Below are 20,818 nucleotides of genomic sequence, written 5' to 3' on the forward strand. Positions count from 1 at the left end.
ATGAGTCTGTTACTGGCAATACTTCAGGCGCTGGTGCTATTTGCCATGGCGCCGTTGCTCTCCGGGGTGAGCCGCGTGGCGCGTGCCCGGATGCATAACCGTCGCGGGCCTGGTGTACTCCAGGAGTACCGTGATTTGTTCAAGCTGATGGGACGTCAGAGCGTTTCCCCGGACGCGGCAGGATGGGTCTTTCGCCTGACACCGTTTGTGCTGGCTGGCGTCATGCTCACCATCGCCACGGCGTTACCTGTCGTCACCGTCGGGTCGCCGCTGCCGGTGCTGGGCGATCTCATTACGCTTATCTACCTCTTCGCCATCGCGCGCTTCTTCTTCGCGATTGCAGGCCTCGATACCGGCAGCCCCTTTACCGGGATTGGTGCCAGCCGCGAGGCCATGCTCGGCGTGCTGGTTGAGCCGATCCTGCTGCTCGGCCTGTGGGTCGCTGCGCAGGTCGCGGGGTCAACCCATATCAGCTTTATCACTCATACCGTGTATCACTGGCCCGTGGACCGTTCCCTTCCGTTGCTTTTGGCGCTCTGCGCCTGCGCATTCGCGACGTTTATCGAGATGGGCAAACTGCCGTTCGACCTCGCGGAAGCGGAGCAGGAGCTGCAGGAAGGTCCGTTGACCGAGTACAGCGGTTACGGCTTTGCGGTGCTGAAGTGGGGCATCAGCCTCAAGCAGCTGGTGGTGCTGCAGATGTTTGTCGGTGTCTTCTTCCCGTGGGGGCAGATGACGCACTTTTCCGCGGCCGGCCTGGTGCTGGCGGTGGTCGTTGCCGCGCTCAAGCTACTTGTCGGCGTGCTGGTGATTGCCCTGTTTGAGAACAGCATGGCGCGTCTGCGTTTTGTGGCGACGTCGCGCATCACCTGGGCCGGTTTTGGTTTTGCATTTTTAGCGTTCGTCTCCTTGCTGGTGGCGTGATTAAAGAGAGTTTTTATGTCTGAAGAAAAGAAAGGCCAGCAGTATCTCGCCGCGTTGCACCAGGCCTTCCCGGGCGTGGTGCTGGAGGCGTCCTGGCAAACCAAAGACCAGATAACGGTGACCGTGAAAGTGAACTACCTGCCGGAAGTGGTGGAGTTTCTTTACTACCAGCAGGGCGGCTGGCTGTCGGTGTTGTTCGGCAACGACGAGCGTCAGCTGTGCGGAAACTATGCGGTTTACTACGTGATGTCGATGGAGCAGGGCGAGAAGTGCTGGCTCACCGTGCGTGTCGAAGTGGATCCCAACAAACCGGAATACCCGTCTGTCACCCCGCGCGTGCCCGCCGCCGTCTGGGGCGAGCGTGAAGTGCGCGATATGTATGGTCTGGTCCCGGTTGGGCTTCCGGATGAGCGCCGTCTGGTGCTGCCGGACGACTGGCCAGACGAACTCTATCCCCTGCGTAAAGACAGCATGGATTACCGTCAGCGTCCGGCCCCGACCACCGACAGCGAGACTTACGCGTTCATCAATGAACTCGGCAGCAAAAAGAACAACGTGGTGCCGATAGGCCCGCTGCACGTCACGTCTGACGAGCCGGGCCACTTCCGCCTGTTTGTCGACGGCGAGAATATTATTGATGCCGACTACCGCCTGTTCTACGTCCATCGCGGGATGGAAAAGCTGGCGGAAACCCGGATGGGATATAACGAAGTGACGTTCCTCTCTGACCGCGTGTGCGGCATCTGCGGGTTTGCCCACAGTACCGCCTACACCACCTCGGTGGAGAACGGCATGGGGATTGTGGTGCCGGAACGCGCGCAGATGATCCGCGCCATCCTGCTGGAAGTGGAGCGTCTGCACTCGCACCTGCTGAACCTCGGTCTGGCCTGTCACTTTGTCGGTTTTGACTCCGGCTTTATGCAGTTTTTCCGCGTACGTGAAGCCTCCATGAAGATGGCGGAGATCCTGACCGGGGCGCGTAAAACGTACGGTCTGAACCTGATCGGCGGGATTCGTCGCGATCTGCTGAAAGATGACATGATCCAGACCCGCCAGCTGGCGCAGCAGATGCGTCGCGACGTTCAGGAGCTGGTGGATATGCTGCTCAGCACGCCGAACATTGAGCAGCGTACCGTCGGTATTGGCCGGCTGGATCCGCAAATCGCCCGCGATTTCAGTAACGTTGGCCCCATGGTTCGCGCCAGCGGCCACGCCCGCGATACCCGCGCCGATCATCCATTCGTCGGCTACGGCCTGCTGCCTATGACCGTGCACAGCGAGCAGGGTTGCGACGTTATTTCGCGTCTGAAGGTGCGTATCAACGAGGTCTTCACCGCGCTGAACATGATCGACTTCGGTCTGGATAATCTGCCGGGCGGTCCGCTGATGGTTGAGGGCTTCACCTACATTCCAAACCGCTTTGCGCTGGGGTTTGCCGAAGCCCCGCGTGGAGACGATATCCACTGGAGCATGACCGGTGACAACCAGAAGCTCTACCGCTGGCGCTGCCGTGCGGCAACCTACGCCAACTGGCCAACCCTGCGCTACATGCTGCGCGGCAATACGGTATCCGATGCGCCGCTGATCATTGGCAGCCTCGATCCGTGCTATTCCTGCACCGACCGCATGACGGTGGTGGATGTGCGCAAGAAGAAAAGCCAGGTGGTGCCGTACAAAGAGCTGGAGCGCTACAGCATCGAGCGTAAGAACTCGCCGCTGAAATAGGGGATTTTGTGCAGGCTGATGCCCTCACCCTGACCCTCTTTTTGATGAGAGATCCGGGGTGCGGAGCACAGGCAGCACATAAGCAGGAGTCAACATGTTTACCTTCATCAAAAAAGTGATCAAAACCGGGACGGTGACCAGCCGCTATCCGCTGGAGCCGATGCCGGTCGATAAAAACTTTCGCGGCAAGCCGGAGCACAACCCGCAACAGTGCATCGGCTGTGCTGCCTGCGTTAACGCCTGCCCGTCAAATGCCCTGACGGTGGAAACCGATCTGAAAACGGGCGAGCTGGCCTGGCAGTTCAACCTCGGGCGCTGCATTTTCTGCGGCCGCTGCGAGGAAGTTTGCCCGACGGTGGCGATCCGTCTTTCGCAGGAGTACGAGCTGGCGGTCTGGAAGAAAGAGGATTTTCTGCAGCAGTCGCGTTTCGCGCTGTGCAACTGCCGTGTCTGCAAACGCCCGTTTGCCGTACAAAAAGAGATCGACTACGCCATCGCGCTGTTGCAGCACAACGGTGATGCCCGCGCGGAGCATCATCGCGAAAGCTTTGAAACCTGCCCGGACTGCAAACGGCAGAAATGCCTGCTGCCGTCGGATCGCATCGATATTACCCGTCATATGAGAGAGGCCAGCTGATGGAAAACCTGATCGGCCCACGCGACGCTAACGGCATTCCGGTGCCGATGACGGTGGAGGAATCCATCGCCAGCATGAAGGCCTCGCTGCTGAAAAACATTAAACGTTCGGCCTATGTGTACCGCGTGGACTGCGGCGGCTGCAACGGCTGTGAGATTGAGATCTTTGCCACGCTGTCGCCCCTGTTCGACGCCGAACGCTTCGGTATTAAAGTGGTGCCTTCACCGCGTCATGCGGACATTTTGCTGTTTACCGGTGCCGTTACCCGTGCCATGAGATCGCCAGCATTGCGTGCCTGGCAGTCCGCACCGGATCCAAAAATCTGTATCTCTTACGGTGCCTGCGGCAACAGTGGCGGCATCTTCCATGACCTGTACTGCGTCTGGGGCGGTACCGATAAAATTGTTCCTGTGGATGTCTACATTCCCGGTTGTCCGCCAACGCCTGCGGCCACGCTGTACGGTTTTGCCATGGCGCTCGGGCTGCTGGAGCAGAAAATACATGCCCGTGAACCGGGTGAACGCGACAACCAGGCTGCCGCAATTCTGCACCCGGATATGGTGCAGCCGCTGCGCGTGAAGGTCGATCGCACAGCGCGCCGGCTCGCGGGGTATCGCTATGGTCGCCAGATTGCCGACGATTATCTGCGTCTGCTGAGCCAGGGCGATCATCAGGTCACGCGCTGGCTGGAGGCGGAAAACGATCCTCGTCTTAATGAGATTGTCGCGAACCTGAATCAGGTGGTGGAAGAGGCGCGTATCCGATGAGTGAAACGGTGGTGTTCAGTCAGCTGAGCCGTAAGTTTATTGATGAGAACGATGCCACGCCGGATGCGGCGCAGCAGGTGGTCTATTACAGCCTGGCCATTGGGCATCACCTCGGGGTGATAGATTGTCTCGAAACGGCATTAAGCTGCCCGTGGCCTGACTATCTGGCGTGGATCGCCACGCTGGAGGAGGGCAGTACGGCGCGCCGCAAAATGGAAGGCGTGCCGAAGTACGGTGAGATCGTTATCGACGCCAACCACATTGCGATGCTCGCCAGTGCTTTCGACGCCGCGCTGAGCGTGCAAACCCCGCAGCAGCAGGCCTGGAGCAAAATTTTGCTCAGCATGCTGCATGATATTCATCAGGAGAGTGCCATCTACCTGATGGTGAGGAGATTACGTGACTGATGTTTTACTGTGTGTCGGCAACAGCATGATGGGCGACGACGGCGCGGGCCCGCTGCTTGCACAAATGTGTGCCGCGCATCCGCAGGGCGAATGGGTGGTTATTGACGGCGGCAGCGCACCGGAAAACGATGTGGTGGCGATCCGTGAGCTGCACCCGGACAGGCTGCTGATTGTGGATGCAACCGATATGGGACTTAATCCGGGGGAAACCCGCCTGATTGATCCGGATGACATCGCCGAGATGTTTATGATGACCACCCACAATATGCCGCTGAACTATCTGGTCGATCAGATTAAAGACGATGTGGGTGAGGTATTGTTTCTGGGCATTCAGCCTGACATCGTTGGGTTTTATTATCCGATGACGCCGCCGGTGAAAGAGGCCGTCGAAGAGGTTTACTCCCGGCTTGCCGGATGGCGTGGGGACGGCGGTTTTTCCCGACTGTGAGCAGTGCCGGGTGGTGGTAGCTTCCACCCGGCCTGGACACCTCCTCGCCCGCATCCTGTGGGAGAGGGCGGGGGAGAGAGCAACAGGCTACGCCAGATCCGCGCCGTTACTTGCAATCACCTTCTTATACCACCAGAACGATTTCTTACGCGTTCTGTCCAGCGTACCGTTGCCCGCGTCGTCGCGGTCAACATAGACAAACCCGTAGCGTTTGCTCATCTCGCCCGTGGATGCGGCCACCAGGTCAATGCAGCCCCAGGTGGTGTAGCCTATCAGCGGTACACCGTCTTCTATGGCATCGCCCATCGCACGAATATGTTCGCGCAGGTAGCTGATACGGTAGTCGTCATTAATCTCACCGTGTTCATCCATGACGTCTTTCGCGCCGAGGCCGTTTTCCACCAGGAACAGCGGCTTCTGATAGCGGTCGTACATCATGTTCATGGTGATGCGCAGCCCCAGTGGGTCGATACCCCAGCCCCATTCGCTGACCTGGATGTGCGGGTTGCGCAGGGATTTCACGATATTCGCCGCATTGGTATTACTGGCGTTCATGTCCGCCGACGCGCAGCGCGAGGCGTAATAGCTGAACGACACAAAATCGACGGTGTTTTTCAGCAGTTCATCGTCGCCAGGGTCTTTGACAATCACCACCCCTTTTTCGCGGAACACGCGGGCAGAATAGGCCGGGTAGCTGCCGCGCGCCTGCACGTCGATAAAGAACAGGTTTTCGCGGTCCTTCTCCAGCGCCATCCACACGTCTTCCGGTTTGCAGGAGTAGGGGTAGAAGTTGCCGCCGGCCAGCATGCAGCCGACCTGGTTTTCCGGGTTGACCTCATGGGCGATTTTGGTCGCCAGGGCGCTTGCCACCAGTTCGTGATGCGCGGCCTGATATTTCACCTGATCTTCGTTCTCACCCTCTTCAAACACCAGCCCCGCGCCGGAGAAAGGGCTGTGCAGCATAATGTTGATTTCGTTGAAGGTGAGCCAGTACTTCACCAGACCGTTAAATTCTTCGAAACAGGTACGGGCATAGCGGGCGAAGAAATCGACCATCTTGCGGTTGCGCCAGGATCCATACTCCGTGACCAGATGCATCGGTACGTCGAAATGGCACAGGGTGACCAACGGTTCGATGTTGTATTTTTTGCACTCTTCGAACACTGCGCGGTAGAAGGCAATCCCCTCTTTATTGGGCAGCGGCTCATCGCCGTTCGGGTAGAGGCGGCTCCAGGCAATCGAGGTACGAAATACCGTAAAGCCCATCTCCGCCATCAGGGCGATGTCTTCTTTGTAGCGATGGTAAAAATCAATCGCCTCGTGGCTCGGGTAAAACTCGTCGTCACGCAACGTAAAACGTTTTTCCTTACCGACCTTCACCGCCAGACGATTCGCGCCGTGGGGGATCATATCGACCGTCGTCAGTCCTTTGCCGCCTTCACTGTAAGCCCCTTCACTCTGGTTGGCGGCAAGCGCGCCGCCCCATAAAAATCCTTGTGGAAAAACAGACATCTTTACCTCGCTATAAATTTAGACTTGTGCTGCTTTGGCCTGAACCGGAGCGCTCTGCAGGGCGCGTGCTTTCTCAGCATCGTCTTCGACCGGGATATCTTCAAAACCTAAAATCAGGGTCAGAACAAACGAGAGCACAACCGCCAGCGCCATGACCCCGAATACCCAGACGATGGTCATCGGGTTGGCCGGATCGAAGAACTGCACGCTGGTAAACAGCCCCGGCGCCGCCATTGAGTGGCTGGCAAGACCGGCTATGCCAGCCACTGCCCCGCAGATGAAGCCGCTGATAAGGCTCGCAATCAGCGGGCGTTTCAGACGTACCGCCACACCATAGAGGGCAGGTTCTGAAATGCCTGCCATGATGGCAGAAGCCGCTGCCGCCAGCGCCGTCTGGCGCAGTTCCGGGTTTTTCGTTTTCCACGCCACCGCCAGCGATGAACCGCCGAGCGACAAATTGGCTCCGATTTCCGACGGCATAACCATTCCCTCTTTGCCCGTCTCGGCAATGGTCTGAATGATCGTCGGCGTAAATACGCGGTGCATCCCGGTCATCACCAGCAGCGGCCAGAGGGCACCCATAATGGCCACGGAGAGCCAGCCCAGATAGCCGTGAATAGTGTAGACCAGCGCTGAAATCGCGCTCCCGATCCAGATCCCGAGCGGCCCTATCAGCACGATGGCGAGCGGGGCGGCAATCAGAACGATCAGCATCGGTTTAAGGAAGTTTTTCGTGACCGCCGGCGTAATACGATCAACCCAGCGTTCGATGTACGACAGGCACCAGGTCATCACCAGCGCCGGGATGACCGTGTAGGTGTATTTCACTGCCGTCACCGGAATAAAGGCGAATTCAACGTGCTCGCCCTGTGCGGCTTTCGCCATCAGTTCGATAAAGCCCGGATGTACCAGCACGCCCGCGATGGCAATCGCCAGCGACATGTTGGTTTTGAATTTCACTGCGGCAGAGGCGGCGACCATCAGCGGCAGGAAGAAGAACGCGCCATCGCCAATCAGCGTCAGAAGGGTGAGCGTCGGTGCCCCTTTTTCCAGCGCGCCGGTCATCTCCAGGATCATTGCCAGCAGTTTGACCATTGAACCGCCGATGATCGCCGGGATCAGCGGTGACATGGTGCCGATCAGCGCATCGAGGATCCCGGCACCGATGCGGCGCAGGGTCATTTTCTGCGGGCCTTCCGGTACGGCAGGCTGCAGGTCGGTGGGCAGCAGGCTTACCACTTCGCGGTAGGCCTGAGACACGGTGTTGCCAATGATCACCTGGCACTGGTTGTCGTTGCGGACCACGCCGAGCACGCCGTTAATGCTTTTCAGGCGCGGGGCATCGGTGAGGCTTTCGTCTTTGAGGACGAAACGCAGTCGCGTCATGCAGTGGGTGACGGCGACGATGTTGTCTCTGCCGCCGAGCGCGCTGACAACATCATTCGCCAGTGCAGCGTAATTTTTGGCCATCGGATGTAATCCTGTTATCGTTGTGAGAAATGTAGGAAACCGGTTCCACATAATCATCAATAGTTTCTTTGAATGAAACAAGATCACATTTTGTACATTTTTTCATTTCGTGATGATGATCACCTGGAGGGATAAAAAGCGTGATATCGCCGCTGCGACAATTTTTCTGCAGTGCAGTACACTGCGCCCTGGTAGTTTCAAACGGAAGATTACGATGACCACGATGCTTGAAGTCGCGAAGCGGGCAGGCGTTTCGAAAGCGACGGTTTCCAGGGTATTGTCGGGCAATGGCTACGTCAGCCAGGAGACCAAAGACCGGGTGTTTCAGGCGATTGAAGAGAGCGGCTATCGCCCGAATTTGCTGGCACGAAATCTGGCGACCAAACGTACCCAGACGCTGGGTCTGGTGGTCACCAACACCCTTTATCACGGCGTCTATTTTAGCGAACTGCTCTTTCACGCCGCCCGCATGACGGAAGAGAAAGGGCGGCAGCTGATCCTGGCGGACGGTAAGCACAGTGCGGATGAAGAGCGCGAGGCCATTCAGTATTTGCTCGATATGCGCTGTGACGCGGTGATCATTTACCCGCGTTTCCTGAGCGTGGATGAGATGGACGATATTGTTGAGAAATGCGAACAGCCGATTATGGTCCTCAACCGCCGCTTACGGAAAAACAGCAGTCACAGCGTCTGGTCAGATCATAAAGCCTCCTGCCAGGACGCCGTGTCGCAGCTGATTCAGAAAGGGCACCGGGAGATTGCGTTTATCACCGGTTCGCTGGATTCCCCCACGGGCGTTGAGCGTCTCTCGGGCTACAAAGACGCCCTGGCACAACACCAGATCCCGCTGCGCCCGTCGCTGATTGCGCAGGGGAAATGGAACCCGGCCAGCGGTGCGGCGGCGGTGTCTGACCTGCTTTCGCGCGGTGAAACCTTTTCGGCGCTGGTGGCGAGCAATGACGATATGGCGATTGGTGCCATGAAACAGCTGCACGAGTGCGGGATCGCCACCCCGGATGCCGTGTCGGTGATTGGCTTTGACGATGTGGCCATCGCCCCCTACATCGTCCCCTCGCTCTCCAGCGTGCGCATTCCGGTGACGGAGATGATCAAAGAGACCATTAGCCGCCTGATCTTCCTGCTGGATGGCGGTGAGTTTAAGTACCAGCAAACCTTCTCCGGCGAGCTTATCCTGCGTGACTCGGTCATTGACGGGCCTCACCGCTGATGTCGACAGCTGTCATCGTCAGAAGTGACGATGACAGCCCTGCTGTCATTTTATAAATCGCATAAAATCAAAAGGTTAATAATTGGCACGGTTTATGTATATCTCCGCGCAGGACTGTAATGCTGGAGAAGCAGATGAACCGTTTTATTATGGCCGATGCCAGTAAATGCATTGGCTGCCGTACCTGTGAAGTGGCGTGTGTGGTTTCCCATCAGGCGGAGCAGGATTGCGCATCGCTCACCCCTGATACCTTTTTACCGCGGATCCACGTCATTAAAGGCGTGAATATCTCCACGGCCGCTATTTGTCGCCAGTGTGAGGATGCGCCGTGCGCTAACGTCTGCCCAAACGGGGCCATCAAACGCGAGAAAGGATTCGTGCATGTGATGCAGGAGCGCTGCATCGGCTGCAAAACCTGTGTGGTTGCCTGCCCGTACGGTGCGATGGAAGTCGTGGTGCGTCCGGTTGTGCGCAACAGCGGCATGGGGCTGAGCGTGCGCGCGGAAAAAGCGGAAGCCAATAAATGCGACCTCTGCTACCACCGTGATGCCGGCCCGGCCTGTATGGAAGCCTGCCCGACGCACGCCCTGGTCTGCGTGGATCGCGACAAGCTTGAGCAGATGAGCGCGGAAAAACGCCGTCGTGCCGCGTTCGACACGTCATCGTCACTGCTGTTTTAAGTCGCGATGGGCGATAACGGCGTACAGTTGCGGGTGCGCGGCAAGGTGCAGGGGGTAGGGTTTCGTCCCTTCGTCTGGCAACTGGCGCATCAGCTACAGCTGACGGGTGACGTTTGTAATGACGGAGAGGGCGTGCTGGTGCGTCTCGCGGGTAATGGGGGGGCCTTTACCGCGAGGCTGCATCAGGACTGCCCACCGCTGGCACGTATCGATGCTGTCGACAGCCAGCCGTTTACCTGGGCAGCGGTGCCGCAGGCGTTCACCATTCGCCATAGCGCGGGCGGAGCGATGGACACCCAGATTGTGCCGGATGCCGCTACCTGCCCGGCGTGCCTGGCTGAAATGCGCGATCCCCGAGCGCGGCGTTATCGCTATCCGTTTATCAACTGTACCCATTGCGGTCCCCGTTTTACCATCATCCGCGCCATGCCCTATGACCGCCCGGCCACGTCAATGGCGGCTTTTCCCCTCTGTGAGCCGTGTGAAACCGAGTACCGCAATCCCGCTGACCGCCGTTTTCACGCGCAGCCGGTAGCCTGTCCGGATTGTGGACCCGAGCTGGAATGGCGCGCGGGCGAGACCGTTGCCACCCGCGAGTCTGCGCTGAGTGCGGCGGTCCACATGCTCAAAAATGGCGGGATTGTCGCCATCAAAGGGCTGGGCGGTTTTCACCTTGCCTGTGACGCATCCAACGCGCAGGCGGTGGCAACCCTGCGGGCGCGCAAACAGCGCCCGATGAAGCCACTGGCGGTCATGATCCCGCAGGCGGAGGGAGTGCCGGAATCAGTGCAAACGCTGCTGCGCTCGCCTGCAGCGCCCATCGTGCTCACGCCAAAAGCATGGTGTCCTCCGCTTCCTGACGCGATCGCGCCAGGGCTGGACACCGTTGGACTGATGCTGCCCGCTAACCCGCTACAGCATGTGTTGATGATGGACTGTCAGCGCGCACTGGTGATGACCTCCGGCAACCTCAGCGGGCGTCCGCCGGCCATCACCGGCCAGCAGGCACTGGATGAACTGGGCGACATCGCTGACGGATTCCTGCTGCACAACCGCGACATCCTGCAGCGTATGGATGATTCCGTGATGGATCAGGACGGTATGATGCTGCGTCGCGCGCGCGGTTTTGTGCCGGATGCCATCACGCTGCCCGCCGGTTTCAGCGCTGTCCCGGCGATGGTGTGCACCGGTGCTGATATGAAAAATACCTTCTGTCTGGTGCGCGGTAACCAGGCGGTAATGAGTCAGCACTTTGGCGATCTGAGTGACGACGGTGTCGAGACCCAGTGGCGTTCTGCGCTGTCGATGATGCAGCAGATCTATGCGTTTCAGCCGCAGCGCGTGGTATGCGACGCCCATCCGGGCTATCACGCCCGACAGTGGGCGCAAGCCCAGGCTTTGCCGATCGACACCGTGCTTCACCACCACGCTCACGCGGCGGCATGCATGGCAGAAAACGGCTGGCCGCTTGAGGGCGGAGATGTCATTGCCCTGACGCTGGATGGTATCGGCATGGGCGAAAACGGCGCGCTGTGGGGCGGGGAGTGCCTGCGGGTAAACTATCTCGACTGCGAACGTCTGGGCGGTCTGCCTGCGGTTGCGCTGCCGGGCGGGGACAGGGCTGCCATGCAGCCGTGGCGCAATTTACTCGCCCACTGCCTGGCGTTTGTGCCGGACTGGCAGCAGTACCCGGAAACGCGTGACGTTCAGCGGCAAAACTGGCCGCTGCTGGCTACGGCCATTCAGCGCGGTTTAAACGCGCCGCTGGCCTCATCCTGCGGACGTCTGTTCGACGCGGTGGCCTGCGCGCTCGGCATCACGTCAGAAACCCAGAGCTATGAAGGTGAGGCCGCCTGCCGGCTTGAAGCGCTGGCCGCGCAGTGCCACGACGTTCAACATCCGGTTACGCTTCAGGCCGAAAACCTTACGCGCTTCTGGCAACAGTGGCTGAACTGGCAGGCGGAACCCTGCGAGCGGGCATGGGCGTTTCACGATGCGCTGGCGAAAGGGCTGGCGGAGCTTGTCATCTCCCATGCCCGACGACTGGGGCTTTCCACCGTATGCTTCAGCGGCGGCGTGTTACATAACCGTCTGCTGCGCGCGCGACTGCGCCATTACCTCTCAGACTTCACGCTGCTTTTTCCTCATCATCTGCCGTCAGGTGACGGCGCTATCTCCTTCGGGCAGGCGGTAGTTGCTGCCGCCCGGTCATGTTCACAAAGGATGTAAAATGTTACGACTCTTACGCAATGAACCCCGCGCGGCGTTTCTGCTGCTGGCTCTGGTAATGGCTAATCTTCTGGCATGGGGCTGGGCATGGCAAACCTTCAGCGGCAGTACGGCGCTGATGGCCGCCAGCCTGCTGGCCTGGTGTTATGGACTCCGTCATGCGGTGGATGCCGACCACATCGCGGCCATTGATACCGTCACGCGTAAGATGATGCAGCAGGGTAAACGCCCTTCCGGCGTGGGGGCATGGTTCTCTCTGGGACACTCCACCATTGTGGTGCTGGCCTCCATTGCCATTGCGGCCACCGCCACGGCGTTTCAGAAGAATATGGCATGGTTTCATGAAACCGGCAGCCTGATTGGCACCGCCGTTTCTGCAACGTTTCTGCTGGCGATGGCGCTGGTCAATCTGGTGATTTTGCGCGGCGTGTGGCGTAATTTTCAGGCGCTGAAGAACGGTCAGGTCACGCGTGACGACATCCCGCTTCCGGCATCAGGCGGAGTCATGAACTGGCTATTTGGCGCAACGTTCCGCCTGGTGAACAAGAGCTGGCAGATGTACCTGGTCGGTTTCCTGTTTGGTCTGGGGTTTGATACCGCGACGGAAATCGGTGTGCTTGGGATTTCAGCCGCCAGCGCGTCAAACGGGATGTCAGTCTGGTCCATCATGATCTTCCCGGCGCTGTTTGCCAGCGGTATGGCGCTGGTCGATACCCTCGACAATCTGCTGATGGTCGGCGCTTACGGCTGGGCGTTTAACAAGCCGCAGCGCAAGCTTTACTACAACATGACCATCACCGGTACCTCTGTGGTGGTGGCGCTGTTTATCGGCGGGCTGGAAGCTCTGGGTCTGTTGATGGATAAGTTTGCCCTCAGCGGAGGCCTCTGGGATCGCATTGGCGCAGTTAATGACAACCTCGGTAACGCCGGGTTCGTGGTGGTCGGGCTGTTCGTTGCCTGCTGGCTGATTTCCATGATCAACTATCGCTGGCGCGGCTACGATGCGCTTGTCGTACGTTCCTGACGCGGCGTCTGAACATCATTGTCGTTATCTGGATAAACGACGTTGAAAAAAAAGCCCCGGGACATCGGGGCTGTGGACCATAAAATCCAAAGGTTACGTTAGCGTGGCAGGCGAATCAGCGTTAAGCGGGTAATGATTTCAGCAGAGCGAAAGCCTCCTTCATCCGGTCTTCGCTCACCACAAAGGCGCGCATTTGTCCTTCGCTGTCGCACCCACGAGCCACCATTCCCTGAGGTTCAATGGTGAGTTGCCAGTGCAGATCCGGACGCTCGGTTTCGCCTGCCAGGTGTAGCGGGAGTGCCGGCGTTTTTACTTTTACCAGCATGGCGGGTAATTTCAGTGGCGCACTGCCGCCAGACAGGTTTTTCGCCAGGTACATGGCGCTCAGTTGAATGGGCTGCAGGAAGGGCAGGACCTGTCCGTTAATTTCAGCGCAGTCACCCAGGGCGTAAATATCGGGCTGCGTGGTTTGCAGGTAGCTGTCTACCTTCACGCCACGACCTGTTTCCGCGCCGGCGCGATGCGCCAGCGCCGTTTCCGGACGCAGGCCCGTGGCGGCAACCACCACATCCGCCTCAACGCTGCGGCTGCGGTCGAGCGTTGCATGAATCCCATTCCCGGTTTTCTTCAGGCTTTGCAGCTGGGATTTCAGCAGCAGATGTACGCCCATATCGGTCAGACGATGCTGTAAGCGACTACTTACTTCTGCGGGCATCAGCGCCGGCAAAATGCTTGCCGCATGGTCGACCAGGGTGACGGATTTACCCGCCCGGCTAAAATCCATCGCCAGCTCTGTGCCAATCAACCCTGCGCCGACAATCATCACCCGCTTCGCGTCACGCAGCAGGGTTTCACTGGCCTGATACGCCTGCTGGCTGTTGAGGGTGATCATCAGTTCCCGGCCTTCCACCGGCGGCACAAAAGCAGACGCCCCTGTCGCCAGTACCAGCTTGTCGTATTGCCAGGTTTTGTCTTTTGCTTTCACCACATGGGCGGCGGCGTCGATATCGGTTATCCAGGTGTGCGGAAATAACCGCAGACTAAACTGTTCCGCGAACGCCGCCGCGGTCTGGCGGGTGAGGTCTTCGGCTCGCTGATTCTGGCTGATAACGTGGCTTAAATCAGGCTTGTTGTACTCGTCCATGCTGTCGGCGGCAATGAGCGTCAACGGCACGCGGGCGTCTTGCTTGCGAATGTTTTTCACCAGCTGGCGGGCGGCAAAGCCCGAGCCGATGATAACGATACCGTTGTTCATTGTGCCTCCGTCGCCAGTTCGTCAAAGACCTCTTTTCCCAGGGAACATTCCGGGCAGAGGAAATTGTCCGGCACGTCGCTCCAGGGGGTACCGGGGGCAACATCCTGCAGCGGCTCGCCCTGTGCCGGGTCGTAAATCCACTGGCAGACGCTGCACTGCATGCGAGGGCCACCGTCAGCGACGGCTGTGGCGCAGGCTTGCTGCGGCGCGGGGTTTTTAGCGTTCATGTCGGGGAGCGGCGCGAGCGCCCACTGACGCGCAATGTCACGGCCATGCTGGCGGCACAATTCAAGCGCGTCGATGTCCGGGCGCCATTTCGCCTTCAGGCTCATGGACATCTCAAAACCGGCATCCTGCAAACGCGTGGAGAGCCGGTCTACTGCGCCGCCGCTCCAGCCGTGGGAGCCAAATGCACTGGCCCGTTTATTACGAAAGCGCAGGCCGGTCATCTCTTCCACAAGGCCCGCAATTTTCGGCATCATCACGTTGTTCATCGTGGAGGTGCCCACCAGCACGCCCTTGGAGCGAAAGACGTTGGTCAGGATCTCGTTTTTATCGCTACGCGCCACGTTGAAGATTTTCACCGCCACGTTCGGATCGACTTCGTTAATACCCTGCGCAATGGCGTCCGCCATCATGCGGGTGTTATTAGACATGGTGTCGTAGAAAAGCGTGATACGGTCTTCCTGGTAATCCGCGGCCCATTTGAGGTACAGCTCCACGATCTGGGTGGGGTTTTCGCGCCACACCACGCCGTGAGAGGTGGCTATCATATCCACGGGCAGGTTAAAGCCGAGGATTTCGGTGATTTTTGGCGTCACCAGACGGCTGAACGGCGTCAGGATATTGGCGTAGTAGCGCTGACACTGTTCGAACAGCTCGGTTTGATCCACTTCATCGTTGAACAGGCGCTCGTCACAATAGTGCTGGCCGAAGGCATCGTTGCTGAACAGCACCGCATCGCCGGTCATGTAGGTCATCATACTGTCGGGCCAGTGCAGCATCGGGGTTTCAACGAAGATCAGCTGTTTGCCGTTGCCGATATCCAGCGTGTCGCCGGTTTTGACGGTGTGGAAATTCCACTCCGGGTGGTGGTGATGGCCGTTAATCGAGTCGATGGCGTTGGTGGTGCAGTAAATCGGGGTGTCGGGAATGCAGGACATTAACTCGGTCAGCGCCCCGGCATGATCCTCTTCCGCATGGTTAATGATGATGTAGTCGATATCCGCAAGATCGATTTCACTGCGCAGATTTTGCACGAACTCCCGGCTGAATTTGTGATCGACGGTATCGATGAGCACGTTTTTGCCTTCACGGATGAGATAGCTGTTGTAGCTGCTGCCGCGCAGCGTTTTGTACTCCGTTCCGTGGAAGTCACGCACTTCCCAGTCACGTTGGCCAACCCAATGAATGTTATTTTTAACCAGAATAGACATAGCAACCTCAATTAATACGGCGTTTTTCAAATAAGATGACTAGCCTTTATCAAGTTGCGTGCCAGTTTTTCATGTTGCTGTTTTTTATGGTTTTTAAATTTTATTACTCGTAATGGGTAGTCAATATGACTATCTGATTTATGGTCATTGTGACAATATGAATGGTCAAAATGACAGTGAGGCGCAGATGAGCTTTTCCGTGGACGTACTGGCAAAAATTGCCATTGAACTGCAAACCGGTATCGGTCATCAGGACCGTTTTCAGCGGCTGATTTCGACGCTGCGCCACGTGCTGGCGTGCGATGCGTCGGCACTGCTGCGCTACGACGCCCGGCAGTTTATTCCGCTGGCTATCGACGGGCTGGCGCAGGACGTTCTTGGGCGACGCTTCTCCCTGGAAGGCCATCCGCGTCTTGAAACCATCGCCCGGGCCGGTGACGTGGTGCGCTTTCCGGCGGACAGTGATTTGCCCGACCCTTACGACGGGCTGATCCCGGGGCAGGAGAGCCTGAAAGTTCATGCCTGTATCGGTCTGCCGCTGTTTGCCGGACAAAACCTGATTGGGGCATTAACCCTCGACGGCCTGTCGCCGGATCAGTTCGACACCTTTAGCGATGAAGAGCTGCGGCTGATTGCCGCGCTGGCCGCCGGTGCGCTGAATAACGCGCTGCTGATCGAACAGCTGGAGAGCCAGAACATCCTTCCCGGTAGCCCGTCGACGTTTGAACCGGTGGCACACACGGAGATGATTGGGCTGTCACCGGGGATGGTGCAGCTAAAAAAAGAGATCGATATCGTGGCGGCCTCGGACTTAAACGTGCTGATTTTCGGGGAAACCGGCACCGGTAAAGAGCTGGTGGCGAAGGGCATCCACGAAGCCTCGCCGCGCGCGGTCAACCCGCTGGTGTACCTCAACTGCGCCGCGCTGCCGGAAAGCGTGGCGGAAAGTGAACTGTTTGGTCACGTCAAAGGGGCGTTTACCGGGGCGATCAGCAACCGCAGCGGCAAATTCGAAATGGCGGATAACGGCACGTTGTTCCTCGATGAAATTGGCGAACTGTCGCTGTCGCTTCAGGCCAAACTGCTGCGCGTCCTGCAGTACGGCGATATTCAGCGCGTCGGCGACGATCGCAGCCTGAGAGTCAACGTGCGTGTGCTGGCGGCAACCAACCGTGACCTGCGCGAAGAGGTGTTGGCCGGGAATTTCCGCGCTGACCTGTACCATCGTCTGAGCGTGTTTCCGCTTACCGTGCCGCCGCTACGCGAGCGCGGCGACGATGTGGTGCTGCTGGCGGGGTTTTTCTGCGAGCAATGTCGGTTACGAATGGGGCTTTCCCGCGTGGTATTAAGCCCCGGTGCGCGAGCCCATCTGATGCGATACGGCTGGCCGGGTAACGTACGCGAACTGGAACATGCGATTCACCGCGCCGTGGTGCTGGCGCGGGCGACACGTTCGGGAGATGAGGTGGTGATCCACGCGCGGCATTTCGCATTGCACGATGATACCGCTTCGTTCGTTACGCCTGCCGCGCCGGAAATGGCCCATGAGAACCTGCGGGAAGCAACAGAAGCGTTTCAGCGTCAGACGATCGCCCGCGCGCTGGAGCAGAATAACCGCAGCTGGGCGGCGTGCGCGCGAGCGCTGGAAATGGACGTCGCCAACCTGCACCGGCTGGCGAAACGTCTGGGACTCAAAGGTTAAATAATCCCGGCCTGGTAGAAATCCTGCAGGTTGATGGCGCCGCACAGCTTGCCGTGCTCATCCACCACCGGCGCGGCGGTGATTTTGCGCTTCATCAGCACCTCTTTGGCTTCGATGGCGCGGCTCTCGGCGTTCAGGGTCAGCCCGCCCCGGGTCATCGCTTCCGAAACCTGGGATTCCAGCTTGCCGCCGCCCACCAGCCAGCGGCGCAGGTCGCCGTCGGTAAACACGCCTTTAACGCTACCGGTTTCATCGCACACCGCCACCAGACCCAGCCCGGTGCGGCTCAGTTCCAGCATCGCATCCATTACGCTGGTGTTGAGTTTGACCTGCGGAATGGCCTCGTCGGTCCGCATCAGATGATGAACTTTATTGAGCAGTCGCGCACCGAGCGCGCCCGCCGGGTGCGAGCGGGCAAAATCTTCTTCGTTAAAGCCGCGTGCCTGCATTACCGCCATTGCCAGCGCGTCGCCCATCATCAGCGTATTCACGGTGCTGGAGGTGGGGGCGAGGTGCATCGGGCAGGCTTCGCGCTCAACGGAGATATCAAGCGTGGCCTTGGCCGCCAGTGCCAGCGGTGAGCGGGATTTACCGGTCATCGCCAGCAGCGCGACCGATTTTTCCTGCAGACGCGGGATGATGAGATCCAGCTCTTTGGCCGAACCGGAGTAGGAGATAAACAGCATCACGTCGCGGCTTTCAATCATCCCCAGATCGCCGTGCAGCGCTTCGGCCGGATGCACGAAGAACGCCGGTGTGCCGGTGCTGGCAAGCGTAGCGGCAATCTTTTTGCCGATATGACCGGACTTGCCGATCCCGGAGACCACCACTTTACCTTCGCACTGGATAATGGTGTTTGCCGCGCGCACAAAATCCTCGCCCAGACGTTCCGGCAGGCGGCTGGCTTCCTGCAGCTCCAGCATCAGGGTCTGGCGGCCTGCGTTTAACAGAAAATCACTCATCTCTCTCTCCGGTTACAATCACGTCGATCCCTTTCTCTTCCAGCGCTTTTTTGAACGCCGGGTCGATACCTGCGTCGGTAATGAGCTTATCGACGCTTTCAAGGCTGCAGACAATGTTGGGACTTTTACGGCCAAACTTCGACGAGTCTGCCATCAAAATCACTTCGCGCGCGGCGTTGCACATCGCTTTGCTGACGCTGAACACCTCGTTAAAGGTCGTCACGCCGGCGTTCAAATCGATACCGTCCGTGCCCATAAAGAGTTTATCAAAGCTGAAGTGTTCAAAGGCGTTTTCCGCCAGTTGACCGTGAAACGACGCAGATTTTTTACGGAACGTCCCGCCGGGCATCAGAATGGTTTGCTCGCTGTCGAACTCCGACAGGGCGTTGACGATGTGCAGACTGTTGGTCATCACCGTGATGTTGTTAAAGCGGCTGAGCATCGGGATCATCTGCAGCACGGTGCTGCCTGCATCAAGGATAATGGAGTCGCCATCATGGATAAATTTTACGGCGGCCTCGGCAATCAGCGCTTTCTGGTGAGTATTGATCAGCGTTTTGTGATCGATAGGCGGGTCGGCTTCATCTTTGTTGAGCATCACGCCGCCGTAGGTTCGAATGACTGCACCAGAGTTTTCGAGCAATACCAGATCCTTTCGTATTGTCGTGCCGGTGGTGTCAAAGTAGTGGGCCAGTTCTTCTACCGAGCATTTTCCCTGCTTTTGCAGATGCTCCAAAATGGCCGCCTGACGCTGACGTGGTTTCATAGGCGCTCAATTCCTTAGGTTGCGAAATGATAATTTCGCAAGCTTATCGCGTTCACAACGAAATTATCCATGTTTCAGATTAAGCGCTAATGATAGAGCATTCTGACAGAGCGAATCATGGGGAAAGATCACATCGGGTTGTAATTCCTGCAGCGATATCCCGTTAATCGCCTGGATTTTCGCCGGGCGGGCAAAAACGGTCATCCCGCGCATGATGAGGGAATCGCAGACCCTATTGTGTTCGTCCAGCGCAATGGCAACCACCACGCGCGGTTTGAAACGCCCGCCGGAACGCCCGACGCCCACGCGCCCTTTCTGACACAGGGCATCAAACGCGCGGTTAAACTGGCGGATTTGCCAGCCGCCAAAGATCAGCTGGCACATCCAGGCGATGGCGGCAACGGTAATGAGTGCGGTAACCATACGAGCTCCTTGTTGTTCCCTCTCCCGAAGGAGAGGGGGATACGGGCATCAGCGTGTTCGATCAGAACATCACCTGCCCGCCGGTGACATTAATGGACTGCCCGGTGCAGTAAGAGGCTTTGGGGCTGGCATAAAACAGCAGCATGTTCAGCACGTCCTGATAATCGCAGCCGCGCTTCAGCGGCACTTTGTCGATGTAATACTGCTCCACTTCCTCCTCTTTCAGCCCGAGCTTGGTGGCATATTGCGGCAGCAGGGACTGGAACATCGGCGATTTCAGCAGGTTGCCCAGCATCAGCGAGTGAACGGTAATGCCATATTCGGCCAGATCGAGGGCCAGAGATTGCGTCAGCCCTACGCCGCCAAATTTCGCCGCGCTGTAACCGGAGTTGTGTTTGCTGCCCACTTTGCCCGATTTCGAGTTGATCTGGATGATGCGCCCCTGAATGCCATCGCGGATCATCAGACGGGAAAACTCGCGTGCGCAGAGGAAATAGCCCACCAGGTTAACCTGCAGGGAGCGGTCGAAATCCCCCAGTTCGAAATCGCTGATAAAGGCCGCTTTGGCTATCCCTGCGCTGTATACCAGCAGGTCGGTACGGCCAAAAATCTCGTCCACGCCGCGGGCCAGCGCCATCACGCTCTGCTCGCTGGTGGCATCAGCACCAAATCCGTAGGCCATCCCTTCACCCAATTCGGTGTTGATGGTGTCCGCCACGCGTGCGGCTTTTTCACTCTGAATATCCACTACCGCCACGCGGTAACCCTCTGCAGCAAGCCCACGGCAGAGGAACTCGCCTAAGGTTTGTCCCCCACCAATGACAACGGCAACCTGACTCATATCTTTCTCCTTAAATTACGCAACAAACTTCAACGTGCAGCCTGGGGTGACAGCCTGCGGAACCGGGCCATCCACATGAACCGTGCCGGGATATTCCGCCTGCGGCTGGCCATCAAAACGCAGGGTGATATGGCCGAGCTCCCGCAGGTTCTGTCCGGCCACGTCGCCGACGGCGGTCACGGCGTAGCGCGCGTCACCCAACTCCAGCTGGCTCCCGGCCTTCAGCTCGCCGTTCATCTCGCCGTGACAGTGGATAAAGCAAAACTCTTCGATATCCGCGGGCGCGCCTTCGCGGAAGGTAATCAGCATTTTGTCGCTGAGCGCATCGGCCGCGCTCTGGCCAATGCGGGTGATGGTGGTCTGGTAAATTACGGTCATCACA

At 58.3% G+C, this 20,818-nt stretch carries 20 protein-coding genes; 11 read left to right on the forward strand and 9 right to left on the reverse strand.

Going from position 1 to position 20,818, the window contains the following annotated elements; translation table 11 throughout:
* From BJP35_RS06090 to hycI, 6 genes are all read left to right on the forward strand, one after another.
* Window positions 1–924 carry a respiratory chain complex I subunit 1 family protein gene (locus tag BJP35_RS06090; protein ID WP_014171366.1) on the forward strand — a complete coding sequence of 308 codons (924 nt, stop codon included), beginning with the start codon at window positions 1–3 and terminating at the stop codon, window positions 922–924.
* Between the two features lie 15 nt (window positions 925–939).
* Complete coding sequence (hycE, locus tag BJP35_RS06095; protein ID WP_073396497.1) at window positions 940–2,649, forward strand: formate hydrogenlyase subunit HycE; 1,710 nt, start codon at window positions 940–942, stop codon at window positions 2,647–2,649.
* Window positions 2,650–2,743: 94 nt separating this feature from the next.
* Window positions 2,744–3,286, forward strand: a complete 543-nt coding sequence (locus BJP35_RS06100; RefSeq protein WP_014171363.1) for a formate hydrogenlyase complex iron-sulfur subunit — start codon at window positions 2,744–2,746, stop codon at window positions 3,284–3,286.
* The gene (locus tag BJP35_RS06105; RefSeq protein ID WP_014171362.1) at window positions 3,286–4,053 is read left to right on the forward strand and encodes an NADH-quinone oxidoreductase subunit B family protein; all 768 of its coding nucleotides are present in this window, start codon (window positions 3,286–3,288) and stop codon (window positions 4,051–4,053) included. Before BJP35_RS06100 ends, BJP35_RS06105 begins: the two co-directional genes overlap by 1 nt.
* Window positions 4,050–4,460, forward strand: a complete 411-nt coding sequence (locus BJP35_RS06110) for a formate hydrogenlyase maturation HycH family protein (protein ID WP_020883837.1) — start codon at window positions 4,050–4,052, stop codon at window positions 4,458–4,460. The genes BJP35_RS06105 and BJP35_RS06110 overlap by 4 nt, the downstream gene beginning before the upstream one ends.
* Window positions 4,453–4,908, forward strand: coding sequence for a hydrogenase maturation peptidase HycI (gene hycI, locus BJP35_RS06115; RefSeq protein ID WP_014171360.1), 456 nt, complete (start codon window positions 4,453–4,455; stop codon window positions 4,906–4,908). Before BJP35_RS06110 ends, hycI begins: the two co-directional genes overlap by 8 nt.
* Before the next feature lie 87 nt (window positions 4,909–4,995).
* Here hycI and BJP35_RS06120 read toward each other — a convergent pair whose 3' ends face one another.
* A complete protein-coding gene (locus BJP35_RS06120) occupies window positions 4,996–6,420 on the reverse strand; it encodes a 6-phospho-beta-glucosidase (RefSeq protein ID WP_086462961.1) in 1,425 nt (474 codons plus the stop codon).
* Between the two features lie 18 nt (window positions 6,421–6,438).
* Entirely contained in the window at window positions 6,439–7,890 is a 1,452-nt protein-coding gene (ascF, locus tag BJP35_RS06125; RefSeq protein ID WP_020883839.1) for a PTS cellobiose/arbutin/salicin transporter subunit IIBC, read from the reverse strand.
* A gap of 214 nt (window positions 7,891–8,104) precedes the next feature.
* Between ascF and BJP35_RS06130 the strand changes: the two genes are divergently transcribed.
* The 4 genes from BJP35_RS06130 to BJP35_RS06145 all read left to right on the forward strand — a co-directional run bounded on the left by BJP35_RS06130 (window position 8,105) and on the right by BJP35_RS06145 (window position 13,051).
* Complete coding sequence (locus tag BJP35_RS06130; protein ID WP_078774232.1) at window positions 8,105–9,118, forward strand: LacI family DNA-binding transcriptional regulator; 1,014 nt, start codon at window positions 8,105–8,107, stop codon at window positions 9,116–9,118.
* A 134-nt stretch (window positions 9,119–9,252) separates the two neighbouring features.
* Complete coding sequence (gene hydN, locus BJP35_RS06135) at window positions 9,253–9,798, forward strand: electron transport protein HydN (RefSeq protein WP_023308960.1); 546 nt, start codon at window positions 9,253–9,255, stop codon at window positions 9,796–9,798.
* 6 nt (window positions 9,799–9,804) lie between these two features.
* Window positions 9,805–12,027: a carbamoyltransferase HypF gene (gene hypF / locus BJP35_RS06140; RefSeq protein WP_086462962.1), complete on the forward strand. Its 2,223-nt coding sequence runs from the start codon at window positions 9,805–9,807 to the stop codon at window positions 12,025–12,027.
* Window position 12,028: 1 nt separating this feature from the next.
* The gene (locus BJP35_RS06145; protein WP_059306139.1) at window positions 12,029–13,051 is read left to right on the forward strand and encodes a HoxN/HupN/NixA family nickel/cobalt transporter; all 1,023 of its coding nucleotides are present in this window, start codon (window positions 12,029–12,031) and stop codon (window positions 13,049–13,051) included.
* A 121-nt stretch (window positions 13,052–13,172) separates the two neighbouring features.
* Here the strand turns inward: BJP35_RS06145 and norW are convergent, their stop codons facing one another.
* On the reverse strand, window positions 13,173–14,306 hold the full coding sequence (gene norW, locus BJP35_RS06150; protein WP_086462963.1) for an NADH:flavorubredoxin reductase NorW: 1,134 nt from the start codon (window positions 14,304–14,306) through the stop codon (window positions 13,173–13,175).
* Window positions 14,303–15,742: an anaerobic nitric oxide reductase flavorubredoxin gene (gene norV, locus BJP35_RS06155; protein ID WP_025203384.1), complete on the reverse strand. Its 1,440-nt coding sequence runs from the start codon at window positions 15,740–15,742 to the stop codon at window positions 14,303–14,305. Before norV ends, norW begins: the two co-directional genes overlap by 4 nt.
* Window positions 15,743–15,929: 187 nt before the next feature.
* On the opposite strand from norV, the gene norR reads away from it, so the two are divergent.
* Entirely contained in the window at window positions 15,930–17,444 is a 1,515-nt protein-coding gene (gene norR / locus BJP35_RS06160; RefSeq protein ID WP_086462977.1) for a nitric oxide reductase transcriptional regulator NorR, read from the forward strand.
* Here norR and gutQ read toward each other — a convergent pair.
* From gutQ to srlB, 5 genes are all read right to left on the reverse strand, one after another.
* Entirely contained in the window at window positions 17,441–18,406 is a 966-nt protein-coding gene (gutQ, locus tag BJP35_RS06165) for an arabinose-5-phosphate isomerase GutQ (RefSeq protein WP_020883846.1), read from the reverse strand. The genes norR and gutQ overlap by 4 nt on opposite strands.
* Window positions 18,399–19,172 carry a DNA-binding transcriptional repressor gene (locus BJP35_RS06170; protein ID WP_014171348.1) on the reverse strand — a complete coding sequence of 258 codons (774 nt, stop codon included), beginning with the start codon at window positions 19,170–19,172 and terminating at the stop codon, window positions 18,399–18,401. The genes gutQ and BJP35_RS06170 overlap by 8 nt, the downstream gene beginning before the upstream one ends.
* A 63-nt stretch (window positions 19,173–19,235) precedes the next feature.
* A complete protein-coding gene (gene gutM / locus BJP35_RS06175; RefSeq protein ID WP_020883847.1) occupies window positions 19,236–19,595 on the reverse strand; it encodes a transcriptional regulator GutM in 360 nt (119 codons plus the stop codon).
* A gap of 61 nt (window positions 19,596–19,656) precedes the next feature.
* Complete coding sequence (srlD, locus tag BJP35_RS06180) at window positions 19,657–20,436, reverse strand: sorbitol-6-phosphate dehydrogenase (RefSeq protein ID WP_014171346.1); 780 nt, start codon at window positions 20,434–20,436, stop codon at window positions 19,657–19,659.
* 15 nt (window positions 20,437–20,451) lie between these two features.
* Window positions 20,452–20,814, reverse strand: coding sequence for a PTS glucitol/sorbitol transporter subunit IIA (gene srlB / locus BJP35_RS06185; protein WP_020883848.1), 363 nt, complete (start codon window positions 20,812–20,814; stop codon window positions 20,452–20,454).
* Window positions 20,815–20,818 lie beyond the last annotated feature (4 nt).

This window comes from Enterobacter sp. J49, assembly GCF_002148625.1.
Classification (GTDB): Bacteria; Pseudomonadota; Gammaproteobacteria; order Enterobacterales; family Enterobacteriaceae; genus Enterobacter; species Enterobacter ludwigii.

What these genes read in the sequence shown, in the direction of transcription:
- hydN (WP_023308960.1), top strand. Translation starts at nt 9,253, where the DNA reads ATGAACCGTTTTATTATGGCCGATGCCAGTAAATGCATTGGCTGCCGT.
- BJP35_RS06090 (WP_014171366.1), top strand. Translation starts at nt 1, where the DNA reads ATGAGTCTGTTACTGGCAATACTTCAGGCGCTGGTGCTATTTGCCATG.
- hypF (WP_086462962.1), top strand. Translation starts at nt 9,805, where the DNA reads ATGGGCGATAACGGCGTACAGTTGCGGGTGCGCGGCAAGGTGCAGGGG.
- gutM (WP_020883847.1), bottom strand. Translation starts at nt 19,595, where the DNA reads ATGGTTACCGCACTCATTACCGTTGCCGCCATCGCCTGGATGTGCCAG.
- BJP35_RS06170 (WP_014171348.1), bottom strand. Translation starts at nt 19,172, where the DNA reads ATGAAACCACGTCAGCGTCAGGCGGCCATTTTGGAGCATCTGCAAAAG.
- hycE (WP_073396497.1), top strand. Translation starts at nt 940, where the DNA reads ATGTCTGAAGAAAAGAAAGGCCAGCAGTATCTCGCCGCGTTGCACCAG.
- BJP35_RS06100 (WP_014171363.1), top strand. Translation starts at nt 2,744, where the DNA reads ATGTTTACCTTCATCAAAAAAGTGATCAAAACCGGGACGGTGACCAGC.
- norW (WP_086462963.1), bottom strand. Translation starts at nt 14,306, where the DNA reads ATGAACAACGGTATCGTTATCATCGGCTCGGGCTTTGCCGCCCGCCAG.
- norV (WP_025203384.1), bottom strand. Translation starts at nt 15,742, where the DNA reads ATGTCTATTCTGGTTAAAAATAACATTCATTGGGTTGGCCAACGTGAC.
- norR (WP_086462977.1), top strand. Translation starts at nt 15,930, where the DNA reads ATGAGCTTTTCCGTGGACGTACTGGCAAAAATTGCCATTGAACTGCAA.
- BJP35_RS06145 (WP_059306139.1), top strand. Translation starts at nt 12,029, where the DNA reads ATGTTACGACTCTTACGCAATGAACCCCGCGCGGCGTTTCTGCTGCTG.
- ascF (WP_020883839.1), bottom strand. Translation starts at nt 7,890, where the DNA reads ATGGCCAAAAATTACGCTGCACTGGCGAATGATGTTGTCAGCGCGCTC.
- gutQ (WP_020883846.1), bottom strand. Translation starts at nt 18,406, where the DNA reads ATGAGTGATTTTCTGTTAAACGCAGGCCGCCAGACCCTGATGCTGGAG.
- BJP35_RS06105 (WP_014171362.1), top strand. Translation starts at nt 3,286, where the DNA reads ATGGAAAACCTGATCGGCCCACGCGACGCTAACGGCATTCCGGTGCCG.
- BJP35_RS06130 (WP_078774232.1), top strand. Translation starts at nt 8,105, where the DNA reads ATGACCACGATGCTTGAAGTCGCGAAGCGGGCAGGCGTTTCGAAAGCG.
- srlB (WP_020883848.1), bottom strand. Translation starts at nt 20,814, where the DNA reads ATGACCGTAATTTACCAGACCACCATCACCCGCATTGGCCAGAGCGCG.
- BJP35_RS06110 (WP_020883837.1), top strand. Translation starts at nt 4,050, where the DNA reads ATGAGTGAAACGGTGGTGTTCAGTCAGCTGAGCCGTAAGTTTATTGAT.
- BJP35_RS06120 (WP_086462961.1), bottom strand. Translation starts at nt 6,420, where the DNA reads ATGTCTGTTTTTCCACAAGGATTTTTATGGGGCGGCGCGCTTGCCGCC.
- srlD (WP_014171346.1), bottom strand. Translation starts at nt 20,436, where the DNA reads ATGAGTCAGGTTGCCGTTGTCATTGGTGGGGGACAAACCTTAGGCGAG.